Source organism: Roseivirga pacifica, assembly GCF_900111145.1.
Taxonomy (GTDB): Bacteria; Bacteroidota; Bacteroidia; order Cytophagales; family Cyclobacteriaceae; genus Roseivirga; species Roseivirga pacifica.
Map to the genome: position 1 here is coordinate 22,594 of NZ_FOIR01000002.1, position 13,268 is coordinate 35,861.

A 13,268-nucleotide genomic window follows, 5' to 3' on the forward strand; every position below is an offset into this window, starting at 1 on the left:
CCCAATTACCTAATTCCCCAATAAACTAAACAAAAAAAGCCCACCGGATTAACCAATGAGCTTCTAGTTCTATTGTCTAATGACTATCTGGCTAATTAGCCAGCAGATTTAGCCATTCTTAAACGTGTATTTTCGTCAAGGTAGATCTTTCTCATTCTAATGTTCTGAGGAGTGATCTCCAAGTACTCATCCTTTTGGATGTACTCCATCGCTTCTTCCAAAGAGAATCTACGTGGAGGAGCAATTTTAGAGTTATCGTCAGAACCAGCAGCACGCATGTTGGTCAATTTCTTACCCTTCTGAATGTTCACTACCAAGTCGTTTTCACGGCTGTGCTCACCAATTACCTGACCAGTGTAAAGGTCTTCACCAGGAGCCACAAAGAACACGCCTCTGTCTTGCAACTTGTCGATAGAGTAAGCAGTACCCGGACCGTTCTCCATAGAGATCAACGAACCGTTTGAACGGCCTTTAATTTCGCCTTTGTAAGGCTGATATTCTTTGAATCTGTGGTTCATTACAGCCTCACCAGCAGTAGCGGTAAGTATGTTGTTTCTCAAACCGATCAAACCACGAGAAGGAATGTCGAACTCAAGGTGTTGCTGATCGCCTTTTGGCTCCATAATCTTCAACTCACCTTTACGCTGAGTCGCCAATTCAATTACTTTACCCGATACATCTTCTGGTACATCTACCACCAAGCTTTCGATTGGTTCGCAACGCTGACCGTCAATTTCCTTATAAATTACCTGCGGCTGACCTACCATAAGCTCGTAGCCTTCTCTACGCATGGTTTCAATCAATACCGACAAGTGAAGAATACCACGGCCGTAAACCAAGAACTTATCTTCGGTATCAGTTTCTTCAACCTTAAGTGCCAGGTTCTTCTCAATCTCCTTCATCAAACGGTCGCGCAAGTGGCGAGAGGTAACGAATTTACCTTCAGAACCGAAGCCAGGAGAGTTGTTAATGGTGAAGAGCATGTTCATGGTTGGCTCATCGATAGCGATACGCGGTAGTGGCTCCGGATTTTCGAAGTCAGTCAAAGTATCACCAATTTCGAAATCTTCAAGACCAACAATAGCGCAAAGGTCGCCAGCTTTTACTTCAGAAACTTTTACACGGCCAAGGCCTTCGAATACCTGAAGTTCTTTAATACGCACACGCTTAATAGAACCATCAGCCTTCGTTAAGCCCATTGATTTACCTTCTTCCAACTTACCTTGGTACACACGGCCAATGGCAATACGACCAACGTATGCAGAGTAGTCAAGCGAAGTAACTTGGAACTGAGGAGTGCCTTCTGGAGATGGTGCCTCAGGAATTGTTTCTAATATTTTGTCTAGAAGAGGAGTAATGCTGTCCGTTTGGTTTTGCCAGTCATCGCTCATCCAGCCCATTTTTGAAGAACCGTACATGGTTTCAAAATCAAGCTGCTCTTCAGTAGCATCAAGGTTAAACATAAGGTCGAACACTTGTTCGTGCACCTCATCAGGACGGCAGTTTTCTTTGTCCACTTTGTTTACCACCACGATTGGCGTAAGACCAAGGCCAAGGGCTTTGCTCAATACAAATCGGGTTTGCGGCATAGGACCTTCAAAAGCATCAACCAAAAGCAAAACGCCATCGGCCATTTTCAATACACGTTCTACTTCACCACCAAAGTCTGCGTGACCAGGCGTATCGATAATGTTAATCTTTACGTCTTTATAGGTTACAGAAACGTTTTTAGAAAGGATGGTGATTCCACGCTCACGCTCTAGGTCGTTGTTGTCTAGAATTAGTTCGCCAGACTCTTGGTTCTCGCGGAATAATTTAGACGCGTGAATGATCTTATCGACCAACGTAGTTTTACCGTGGTCTACGTGTGCGATAATGGCAATATTTCTGATGCTTTGCATAGCCGTTCTTGAATTAAGCCGCAAATGTAGTGCTTTAATATGAATTCAGCGTTATGCCTGTGAATTAGTTGATTGGAAGTGATGAAAATGCTTGATTAGGCCTAGCGGGGTGTAGTTTTTAAATATATAATTTCTGGGTGGCTGAATGTACTTGAATACCCGCTTTGACAAACTTTTAGCTCGATAAATTGATAATGCTGTAGGATAAGCCGAGAGTCCATAGATCCAGTTTGTCAAAGTTTGATTGCTGATTAACTGGTTCACCAATACACCAAACCACTTGGTCGACCCTTCGGCTACGCTCAGGGTGAAAAGGAGATTGGTTAAGCTGGCGTAAGGAGATCCTCATTATTGTTTGCAACGAGGATGTATGAAGAGTCGATTTGTAATCGGCATTTTGGCTACTGATAAACTGCTCCACAATGAACCACGAACTGGTTTTTCGATTTACTAATAACTAATCCGCTAATGACCAGTGACTAATCTACCAATTTACTTGCTAGGCCTCTCCGCTACGGTCGAGGAGAAAAGGCTGTGGGCACACGGCTCCATCGGAGCCGAATGTCATAGCCCAATGATAACGTCCGTCTCAGTGAGCTCCAGAGGAGCGACAAGTTTAACTGTTGGTTTTGTACCCTAAAGGCACAAATTAGAATTCCCGAATGCTTTTTGCTACCTATATACAGTCCCTAAAGGACAAAATTGGTGTGGGTACTAAAGCTGACGGAAGATATATAGCCTGTTTAACCGTTTTCTACTCAACTGAGAACTAGTAATAATTAGGAATATTCAACCCTAAATGAATATCACGATTGGCGATTAGGTAACCATCTTTTTGCTGTAGTTCAATAATCCCCGAACCACATCGGTTGCCTTTGGATTTTCTGACTTTTTCCGTGATCAAAGGGTCTCCCTCAAACAAAATCGAATCGATCCAATACTCCTGTTTGTTGGGTTCTTTAATTGTTAAATGCACATGCGCGGGTTCACTGCGGCTAGGGTAGGTTTCAGGCCTAAATGTATAAAAGGTGTAGCGCCCATCTTCGCCCGTTTTTGTCCAACCGCGAATGTAACCGTGCCGCCTGGCCCAACCTTTTTCGTTGCCTTTGGTAGGATAAATACCATCGCGATTGGTATGGTAGGCATAAACGATGACTCCTGCAGCAGGTGTTTTTCCATCGCTTTGAAAAACTGTACCAGTAACCACCATTTGCGGTTGAGTAGTCTCAAACTCTGGTAACGTGTCCACAGCGGTGAGTTGCTTGTTGCCATACTCCAGTAAGGCTTCGCATCCTTCGCATGGACCACCGATGGTTTGTGCTTGGCTGTTTGAAATTATAAAACCAAGCATAATTAGGGTATAAGTGAGCTTCTTCATGTCCGTTTATACGCGCAGAGGGGAAAGGAGCTTTCAACCATCGATGGACTAAAGGCTTAGCCGGATGTACTACTTTGCTAATCGGATTAGGACAATGTTTTGATCTTCTCTAAAACTATGTTCATTCTATCCTCATTGCTCAAGTCGCCAATTTCTATGCACTCACAGTTAAGTGATTTAGCCCACGCAGTATGCAGCGCTATGTTTCGACTGTCAAAATTTGGGTTGTCGTATTCACTAGCCCAGGCTAGGAATTTCTCTGATTTGGCTTTGAAAACGGGGTTGTATTCCAGTTGTTCTCCATAGCGTTCTAGTTCGCGATTCTTTAGCCTTTCCATTCTTACCGCATGTGGTAGTTTTAAGAAAACAGCTAAATCGAAGGCTGATTGCCAATAAGTGCCCCAACTCACCAATGAACCACTAACAATAGTGTTCTCAGACTTTAGAAAGGCCTTTTTGAGTTTAGCAATGCGTTGCTCTTGTGGTAGTTTTTCTTGAAACGGAATAGCTGTGCGTTTCCAATAAAAATCATCGGCATCGAGGTGCGTCCAATTGAGCTTCTGTGCGAGTGCTTTGCTCAAAGTAGTTGTCCCTGTTCCTGATCCGCCAAAGATTACGATTTTCATTTTGTCCGCGTTTAGAGCTTATTATACTGAAATAATAGGGGAGAGGTTAATGTTTTTTATCGGTTTTGTACCTAAAGGCACAAAATAGAATTAGCGAATGTTTTAAGCTACCCTTGGTTAGTCCCTATGGGACAAGGGGCTTATAATTGAAACTGAAGCCCTCTTAAACAATCAAGGCCTTACATTTGTAAGTCCTTGATTGTTCTCTATAATTTATGTTTACGCTATTTCGTATACATCACTTCGCTGCGTTTTGAGATACCGTTTTCATCAAAGGCTTCTACTTGGTAATAATAGCCGTTGTCTGTGTTAAGTGCTCTCAGCTCATAGCCTGGTTCGCCATACATGAGCGCGTTTAAGTTCAGCTTGTCCTTTTCAATTCCCCAGTAGATTACATAGCCCGTGGCGCCTTCAACTGGCTCCCAAGTTAGGTCCGCGTTTCTGCGGTCTTTTTGGCGCTTTACCTGGAAGTTGGCAGGTGTTTCTGGTAGTGCTTCTTTGCCGTTTCCGAATACACGAAACTCCGAAATCGAAAGGTACTCATTCGTGCAATACACATGATTGTAGCGGATATAACGCGCTTCAACCGGTGCTTCCAGTTCAATATAACCATGTGGCATATCGCGTTGGTTTTTGGAGTAATCGGCAATGGTTTTCCAGCTTTTTCCATCCAAAGATGCTTCAATGGTAAACTGCTGCTTTAGCGTATCTGGTCGACCGAAGATCTTACTATTGAAATCTTGGAAGTTGATCTGGATAGCCTTTACATCCATTGGTTTTTCCATGTCTACCTCAACGTAAATAGAATCATTATTGGCTTCAGACACCCAGTAAGAGCGAATTTCCTCATCGTTAATGCTATTAATGCTGAAATCGGTTATCTGCTCTTGCATGTAACCGCTGGCACTTTCATCCACCACGTTAATGTCTTTGGTAACCAAGCCCGAGTTGGTCGAAACAGGTTTGTTGTAGCTCAATAGCATCCAGCCTGTAAAGCGCTCTTTGTGTGCATCAACTTCGGTGTCGGGTAAGTAATGCGGGTAGTCGCCATAAGCCGTGTTCACATACATTTGGCCATTATCCTCAAACCCGGCTGGGTACATGCCTATACGTCTTTCGAACTTAAAGTTGACAGAAATGGCCATAGTAGCATAGTGCCAATAGTTGCCATTGTTGTCTTGTACAGTGCTTCCGTGACCTGAGCCTTTCAAAAAGCCTCCTGGTTTGTAAGAAATTGGGTTGTAGTCGGCATAGGTAAATGGTCCTAACGGACTTTTACTGGTGTACACACCATCGGCATAAACGTTCCATTGCGTGCCTGGCGCTCCGTATTCTAAGTAGTAGGTGTCTCCATGTTTTACCATCCATGGCCCTTCAATAAATGGTTTTATATCAGACCTGTGGTCTTGGCCAAAGCGCTCCCAGCCATGTTTTTCTGGGTGAAGCTGCAATAGGTCAACTTGTTCGCCTTTCGGTACAAAGTAGTTGTCAGGGTCCAGCTCTACACCGTGAATCGGGAATTTGTTTGATGATTCTTCATACAAGTAAACTTTGCCGTCATCATCGGTAAAAAGCATAGGGTCTTGTGTACCATTAGGCATGTTAATCACCGCAAAGTTGGTAGTCCAATCGCCAAGGTCTGGGTTATCCGTTTCAATGACTGCACCACGACCAGAAGGATCGCCAAGCACCAATATTTTCCCATCGCGAACGGTTGCGGCAGGGGCGTTGCTTCCGTTAAAATACCAGCTCTGCGGACGGATAAATCGCCAATTGCTCATGTCGTCCGATGTCCAGTAACCGTGCGAACGGGTTACAAACATGTAATATTTGCCTTTAAAGTTAACAATGGCCGGGTCGGCTCCAGAACGGTACGAAACGTTGTTGTTCGCTCTGTAATGCGACATGTAAGTGTAGTCGATATCGATTGGATTACAATAGGTTTGGAAGTTTTTCCTACCCATTGGTTCAATCGTGTTTTGGGTTTTTTCTTCTGGTGCCGCACAGCCAATAGCTAGCAGCAGCGGAAGAAGAAGGACGTGTTTTATGTTTTTCATACGTTAATGTGATCTATGAAAGTGAGCCCCCATCCAAATCTTCCCCCAAATGGGAAGGCTTCGTAAACTGCTAGCTTTGGCTGATACACTTCAAACTGGCAGGAAGCTTAAGCTCCTCTCCTTGGAGAGGGGTTTGGGGTGAGGCTTTTTCTTTTACTCAATAAAACCACACCTTAATCAGCGTGGCAATAATCATTAAAATGGAAATGGCTTGAGCCCAAACGTGCGCTTTGTTGTTTTTGCTAATGAACTTGGCCGCAGCATAGGCTCCCACAATTTGACCAACTGCCAGAAGTATTGCAGGCCGCCAAAGCACATTGTCGGTGAGGCTGAAATACAGGGTGGTTGGAATGGTATATATCAGAATGATGATCAGTTTGTATGTGTTCGATTGGTTGTAGGGCATGTTGTAAGCCCCAGACAAAATGCTGAGGATAAGAATGCCCACACCAATTTGAATAAAGCCACCATAGAATCCGCCTAAGAATAGAAAGGCGGCTATCAAAGCTGCTGACTTCGGAATACCCAAGCTCAATTGTTTGAAAATGCTTTTCGGTAAAACGTAAGTTGCCAATAGCCCAACCATTACAATTGATGCAATCAGGTTAAAGAAATTACCAGAAACTAGGGTTGCGCACCAAGCGCCAACCATAGCGCCTAAACATGTGGCAGCAACTGGCAATAACTGTAGCTTTTTTAAGTCAAACTGATTGAATTTTTTCAGCACCATTATACCGGTAAGGTTCTGAAAAAACACACCCGGTCGAGTAGTGGTATTTGCCATTACAAGAGGAATGCCTGTGAGTGTCATAACGCCCATGCTAAAGAGCGTTCCACTACCTGAAATGGTATTTACAATACCTGCGAGCAATCCTCCGATAATTAACAATATATCATTCGACCAGTCCACTAATGCTAGAAAGTACCTCTGTATTTGTGGTCGAATCTAGCACCATTTCCATCGGTTTTCAAAGGTATTTGCATACCGTTGGTTTCTTGCAACCATTGGAAAAGGTCTTGGCGTAGTTCTTTAGAAAGCTCTTTGTATTCAGGGTCACGAATAAGGTTGTTCATTTCCCAAGGGTCGTTCTGAATGTCGTAAAGCTCGTTAATGTCCCAAATGCCGTGGTAGCGAATAAACTTGTATTGCCCTGTTCTTACAGCGTAAGTTGTTGGCGTTTGAGGGAATGGTCTTTCCCAATAATACTCATAGTAAATGCGCTCTCTCCAGTCTTGCGGATCTTCACCTTTCAGAATAGAAAGGAAGCTTTCTCCATCCATATTGTCTGGCTTTTCTAAGCCCGCCATTTCCAAAATGGTTGGTCCAATATCGATGTTCTGAATCATCTGCTTCACTTTGTTGCGCTTAAGCACTTCTTTCGAACCATAAACCAATAGCGGAACGCGAATCGATTCTTCATAAGCCTGGCGCTTGTCAATTAAGCCGTGCTCACCGAATGAGAAACCATTGTCGCCCATGTAGAAGATCACGGTGTTGTCTAACTGACCCGTTTCTTCAATATAATCGATCACTTTTCCAATGCTCTCATCTACTGATAGCAGCGTTTCATTGTACAGTTGGTAGAATTCGTCAAAGTTGATTTGACCGTGGTACATATAGTCTACCCCGTGCCAGCTATGGCGCTGGTTTTTCACCCAGTCTGGTACGTCTTTGTAGTTGTAGTCAGGGTTCTTTTCAGGGTACATGGTAGGCGGGTAGCTAGGTGCGCCATCGGCATAAACGCCCTTGTGACGCGGTGCAGGCTTAAAATCTGCATGAACACCCTTGTGCGAAAGGTAAAGGAAAAATGGTTTTTCGCCATCTCTCTGACCCAACCAGTCAAGTGCCTCTTCGGTAAGCAAGTCGGTGATGTAAGTGCTATCTCCAAACTGTTTTTCCTCCCCATTAATGTTGATTACAGGGTTGTAATAAGTGCCTTGGCCTTTTAGGCTAAACCAATGGTCAAAGCCTTTCCTTGGGTCGGCATGGTGTTCACCCATGTGCCATTTGCCCATAAAAGCCGTTTCGTAGCCCGCTGCTTGCAAGTATTGCGGAAAGAACTTCACACTATCAGCAATTAGCGATTGGTTGTCAACCACTTGGTGGTGATGCGAAAACTGACCTGTAAGGATAGAGGCACGGCTTGGCGAACACAGCGATGTGGTTACAAAAGCGTTTTCAATGTGTGCTCCTTCAAGCGCCATTTTGTCCATGTTGGGCGTTTCCAGAAAAGGTACCTTGCCTGTAAAGCCCATGAAATCATAGCGGTGGTCATCACTCAAAATGTAGATTACATTGAGTGGTTTTTCATCGTTAACCTTGTTCAGTTTCAGGTTTTCTCCACCTGCTTTTTGGTCATTTTCCCAGTTGGTGCACGAGCTGATGATGGCCAGCATCACGCCCATTAGGGTAAATAGACTGCGTTTTCGGTTGGTCATAGTTAGTCGTTTATATTTTAAAATAGTTTCCTTATTTCAATTGCAGATATAAAAGGCTGATTTTCGATTGCCTCAAAGTCAATAGCCAAACCACCTTCAGTTTCTATTGCTAAACTTTTGCTAATGGCTCGTCTAAAGCCATAGGTAGCCGCTATGTTAAGCTGCTTAAAGTAGGTTTGCCCGTTTATCGATACATTAAAGACTCTTTCGTTGCCAGCATTTTCAAATTTTCTGTCTACTTCGGCCCAGTGTAGGGTAACCTCGTATTTACCTGCAGGTACATCGAATTGATATGCGTTTGGTGCAACTCTGTTGGTTTGGTAAACGGGGTCGAAGTTGGTGCAATAAACATCCATGTCGCTGCCAATACCTCGGTCTCTTGGCCTAAATTCGTTGCCACCATTGTAGCCGAATGTTCCAGTGGAGTAAGCTTCATCCGATAGCCAAATTACGGGCTCATTCTCGGGGTTAAAGAAGAAGTTTGCACCGCAGTTAACATGCACGCCCTCGGCCCAATTTATATTGCCAGCACTGATTAATTCAACCTCAATTTGAGTTGTTTCTTCTAAACTCCCTGCCTTGGCGCGCAATGTATTGATGCCATTTTGCAAGGGGGCATTCCAAGTGGCGATGTGGTCTTCAGTCGTTTTTTTACCCTGCGATTTTCCGTTTAACCAAAGCTTTACTTTGGTTTGGTTGCTGAATACTTGAATGGGAAAGGTTTGTTGAGCATGAAGCATTCTTTTGTTCCAGTCCATACCGGCTATTTTTAAAACTGGCTTTTTACTTTGCCATGCTTGGTTTAAGTAAAATGCATCCTTAGGCGTTCGGTCTTTGGCAACAATGCCTTTACTGTTGATTTTTGGTTCAGCATCCTGGCGTCCTTCAGAACCAAAATCGGCTATATTCCAAATGGCTGCACCAGCTAAAAAGTCTCTTTCCATAAACTCAACAAGGTTTTGCTGATGAAATATATTTTGCCATTCGATTGAGAAATCGAAGCGTTCGGGATTCAAAGACCTAATTCTTGGGTCTGCGCCTGCGCCATACTCAGTAATCAAAACAGGTTTGTTCGGTACTTTTTCTCTAAAGGCATCAAGAAATGCCCCGGCTCCACTCAGGTCTTTCTCGTACCAACCGTAATACAAGTTCCAGCCAACGATCATTGGAATCTCCGTCAAGCCCGATTTTACATAAAGATCCAAGGCCCCGTGGTTAGGAATCATGGTAAATCGGCTTGGGTCTTCGGCCCTGGTAAGTGCTTCTAGTTCCTTTGCTTGTGCTACAATCTTCTGAATGAGGGCCTGATCTCTGTCCCAGTTTCTACCTAACAGCATTTCGTTCATATAAGCCCACACAGCTACGCTTGGATGGTTGAAGTTTTGACGAATCATTTCCTGCATCATTCTCTTTGAGTTATCTAAAAACTCGGGTGAATCGGTAATGTCATGATCCAAAGGAATCTCCATGGTAACTACCAAGCCCAACCTATCGGCTTGGTCAAGTACGGCAGGGTCTTGTGGATAATGAGCTGTGCGGAAGAAGGTGCTGCCCATGCCTTTGATCAATTGTACATCGCTTACATGTCGATCGTTAGAGAGTGCATTGCCCAAGCCCGGAAAATCTTGGTGGCGATTTGTTCCCATTAGTTTTAGGTGTTCGCCATTAATAAAGAAGCCTTTTTCGGCATCAAATTCGAACCAACGAAAGCCAACTTGATTGGTTTGGTTGTCTAATATTTTACCGTTTGTATCTCGAATTTCGGTTACCAAACGGTAGAGGTGAGGGGAGTCGGGATGCCAAAGTTCAGGCTGCTGAACGGTTGGCAGGATTAGACTGGCTTCGTTTTCGCCTTGATCTAAATTCCTTTCTTGTTTGTCTTCGAAAACTAGGTTTCCACTAGGGGAGAACAGCTTGTTTGCGATAACTATGCTTTGATTGGTGTGTGCTTTAATATTCGCTTTTAGCGTAATGAGGCCTTTCTCTTTTGAAACCTGTGGAGTAGAAATGAAAAGCCCTTTGTCGCCAAATTCGCTAAAGTTGAAATGTGTTCGGTCTACTTCGTAAAGCCAAACATCGCGGTAAATTCCGCCATAGAAGTTGAAGTCGCCTTTCAATGGAGGTATTGCCTCATTGTGGCTGTTGTCTACTTTTACCAGCAGTATGTTAGGCTCTCCAAACCTTACGTGTTTTGTAATATCAATTGAAAAGGCGGTGTATCCACCTAAATGTTTGCCAACCGTTTTGCCATTCAGCATCACTTCGGCTTCTTGATTAACAGCTTCGAAGTGGAGGATATAGTTTTTTGGCGTTGTGGGTTTGGTTATGTTGAGCTGATAGGCGTACCAACCAATGCCTCTATAATAGCCCGGTCTTTCGTCAAACGGGTCGTGCGTGTTCCAAGTATGGGGTAGGTCAACGGACTCCCAGCGCGTTGAGAATTCCGTTGACGTTTCCCAATTGATGTCCTTTTTGATGAACCTCCAGTCTTCATTGATCGAACGAACGATTCGACCTTGTCCCATAGCTATGAAATGAAAGAATGAACCAAACAAGGTCAGTCCGATGATAAATCGGTTGAAAGTTCTGGACATAAGCTTTATTTAAGTGTAAAATCAGCTTCTAAACCTTCGGCCGAACTTGGGCCGATAAATACCTTAAAGTCTCCAGGCTCTGCTTTGTAGCTCATGTCTCTGGTGTAGAATTCAAGGTCTTTTACAGTTACAGTAAAACTTACTTTCTTCGATTCTCCTGGAGCAAGGCTGATTTTCTCGAAACCTTTTAGCTCTTTTACCGGACGGGTAACGCTACCAACCAAATCGCGGATGTAGAATTGAACCACTTCTTTGCCTGCGTACTTTCCGGTGTTTTTAATGGTGGCAGAAACAGTAATTGAACCGTTCATTTCCATGTTAGTGCTGCTCAATTCAATACCTGAATAATCGAATGACGTGTAGCTTTTTCCATAACCAAATGGGTAAAGTGGTTCATTCGAAACGTCTAAGTACTTACTGGTGTATTTGTTGTTTGCATCGAATGGTCTACCTGTGTTTTTCATGTTGTAATACACAGGGATTTGGCCAACGTTTTTCGGGAAAGTAATGGTCAGTTTTCCGGCAGGGTTGTGGTCGCCAAACAAAGTTTGAGCGATGGCTGGGCCAGACATGGTACCCAAGTGCCAAGCATTCATCACGGCAGGAATGTTCTCGTCAATCCACTCGATTGTTAGCGGACGACCTGCCATTACTACTGCAACTACAGGCTTACCAAGTGCATGAATCTCTTCAATAAGCGCTTGCTGTGGGCCAGGTAGGCCGATTTCTGAGCGGCTAGCAGCCTCACCACTTTGGGTGTAGTCCTCGCCAATGGCCATAATCACTACATCAGACTTTTTAGCAGCTGTAATTGCTTCCGCAAAGCCTGAACGATCGTCTCCATTAAAGTCTGCACCTCTGGCGTAATTGATTTTTACGTTTGGTGCTGTTTGTTTAATGCCATCAATTAGCGTAACCACTTTAGTTTCGTCACCGGCTACGTGCCATGTGCCAAGCATGTCCTTTTGATTGTCGGCCAAAGGGCCAATTAGTGCAACTGATTTTAATGATTTTTTCAAAGGAAGCAATTGCTCCGATTGTCCTTTAGCAGGCTCGTTTTTCAAAAGTACGATGGACTCTTTCGCAGCAAGTAGGGCGTGGTCCATTAGCTCTTTCGAGTAAAGTGTTTTTTGCTCTCTTTCTTTGTTTAGGTAGCGATATGGATCTTCGAACAGGCCAAGTTTGTACTTCATTTCGAGTACCTGGCGAACATATTCGTCAAGCGTAGCCTCTTTAATTTTGCCTTCTGCAATTAGCTCGGGAATGTATTGGCTGTAAACACCACCTTGCATATCCATTTGAACACCTGCATTAAATGCTAGTTCGGCAGCTTCTTTTAAGTTGGCTACTACACCATGCGGCACCATTTCGTTAATCGATGTGTAGTCGGTAACCACAAAGCCATCAAAGCCCCATTCGTTGCGCAGAATTTCTGTCATTAAATACTTGTTTCCCGATGCTGGAACACCGTCTACTTCATTAAAAGAAGTCATTACAGTGGTTGCTCCGGCATCCAAAGCCACCTTGTACGGTGGTAAGTAGTTCTGTCTTAACTCACGATCAGACATGTCTACGGTGTGGTAGTCTCTACCAGCTTGCGAAGCACCATAAGCTGCAAAGTGTTTTACACAGGCAAGAATGGTGGTTGGGTCACTAAGGTCCATACCTTGAATACCGCGCACTTTTGCCGCACCAATAAGGCCGCCTAAATAAGGATCTTCTCCGCTACCTTCAGCAATACGCCCCCAACGAGGGTCGCGGGCAATGTCAACCATTGGATTGTATGTCCAGTTAATTCCAGCCGAGGCAGCTTCTTTGGAATACAGGTGTGCTGTCTTTTCTATTACCTCCAAATCCCAACTAGCTGCTTCGGCCAATGGGATAGGGAAGGTGGTTTTGTAACCGTGAATTACATCTAAACCAAAAAGCAATGGAATGCCCAGCCTGGTTTCTTCTACAGCGATTTTCTGCAAGTTGATAGCATAGTCTACCGTATGCGCGTTGAACAAGTTTCCTGCTCTTCCTGCACGTAGTTCGTCCATGTAATCATCGCGGAGCACTGGGCCGGTTACATCCCAACCACTGGTGTAGAGGGTGAGTTGACCTGCCTTTTCCTCAATGGTCATTTCATTGATGAGCGAATCGATAAATTCGTTCATTTTTTCGTCTTCGACCTTTGGTTTTGGGTCGTTATTCATAAACCCCCAGCCTAGGCCAAGCATGGCCACCAACATGGAGATATTGGTTGTTAGTTTAAGGTAATGTCTCATTTC

8 protein-coding genes are annotated in these 13,268 nt (G+C 44.1%); all 8 read right to left on the reverse strand.

Annotated features, from left to right (window positions below; genetic code table 11):
* Positions 1 to 95 precede the first annotated feature (95 nt).
* Positions 96 to 1,901 carry a translational GTPase TypA gene (typA, locus tag BMW98_RS09075; protein WP_090258275.1) on the reverse strand — a complete coding sequence of 602 codons (1,806 nt, stop codon included), beginning with the start codon at positions 1,899 to 1,901 and terminating at the stop codon, positions 96 to 98.
* A 769-nt stretch (positions 1,902 to 2,670) separates the two neighbouring features.
* Positions 2,671 to 3,279, reverse strand: a complete 609-nt coding sequence (locus BMW98_RS09080; RefSeq protein WP_090258276.1) for a dioxygenase family protein — start codon at positions 3,277 to 3,279, stop codon at positions 2,671 to 2,673.
* 86 nt (positions 3,280 to 3,365) lie between these two features.
* Positions 3,366 to 3,905, reverse strand: coding sequence for an AAA family ATPase (locus BMW98_RS09085; protein WP_090258277.1), 540 nt, complete (start codon positions 3,903 to 3,905; stop codon positions 3,366 to 3,368).
* A gap of 224 nt (positions 3,906 to 4,129) precedes the next feature.
* The gene (locus BMW98_RS09090; protein WP_090258278.1) at positions 4,130 to 5,962 is read right to left on the reverse strand and encodes a family 43 glycosylhydrolase; all 1,833 of its coding nucleotides are present in this window, start codon (positions 5,960 to 5,962) and stop codon (positions 4,130 to 4,132) included.
* A 157-nt stretch (positions 5,963 to 6,119) separates the two neighbouring features.
* A complete protein-coding gene (locus tag BMW98_RS09095) occupies positions 6,120 to 6,872 on the reverse strand; it encodes a sulfite exporter TauE/SafE family protein (RefSeq protein WP_262501595.1) in 753 nt (250 codons plus the stop codon).
* Positions 6,873 to 6,877: 5 nt separating this feature from the next.
* Positions 6,878 to 8,401, reverse strand: a complete 1,524-nt coding sequence (locus BMW98_RS09100; protein WP_245733550.1) for a sulfatase family protein — start codon at positions 8,399 to 8,401, stop codon at positions 6,878 to 6,880.
* Between the two features lie 17 nt (positions 8,402 to 8,418).
* A complete protein-coding gene (locus BMW98_RS09105; protein WP_090258281.1) occupies positions 8,419 to 10,995 on the reverse strand; it encodes a glycoside hydrolase family 2 TIM barrel-domain containing protein in 2,577 nt (858 codons plus the stop codon).
* 5 nt (positions 10,996 to 11,000) lie between these two features.
* A complete protein-coding gene (bglX, locus tag BMW98_RS09110) occupies positions 11,001 to 13,265 on the reverse strand; it encodes a beta-glucosidase BglX (protein WP_245733552.1) in 2,265 nt (754 codons plus the stop codon).
* Positions 13,266 to 13,268 lie beyond the last annotated feature (3 nt).

Coding starts and splice junctions, on each gene's coding strand:
- typA (WP_090258275.1), bottom strand. CDS start 1,901: ATGCAAAGCATCAGAAATATTGCCATTATCGCACACGTAGACCACGGT.
- BMW98_RS09080 (WP_090258276.1), bottom strand. CDS start 3,279: ATGAAGAAGCTCACTTATACCCTAATTATGCTTGGTTTTATAATTTCA.
- BMW98_RS09085 (WP_090258277.1), bottom strand. CDS start 3,905: ATGAAAATCGTAATCTTTGGCGGATCAGGAACAGGGACAACTACTTTG.
- BMW98_RS09090 (WP_090258278.1), bottom strand. CDS start 5,962: ATGAAAAACATAAAACACGTCCTTCTTCTTCCGCTGCTGCTAGCTATT.
- BMW98_RS09100 (WP_245733550.1), bottom strand. CDS start 8,401: ATGACCAACCGAAAACGCAGTCTATTTACCCTAATGGGCGTGATGCTG.
- BMW98_RS09105 (WP_090258281.1), bottom strand. CDS start 10,995: ATGTCCAGAACTTTCAACCGATTTATCATCGGACTGACCTTGTTTGGT.
- bglX (WP_245733552.1), bottom strand. CDS start 13,265: ATGAGACATTACCTTAAACTAACAACCAATATCTCCATGTTGGTGGCC.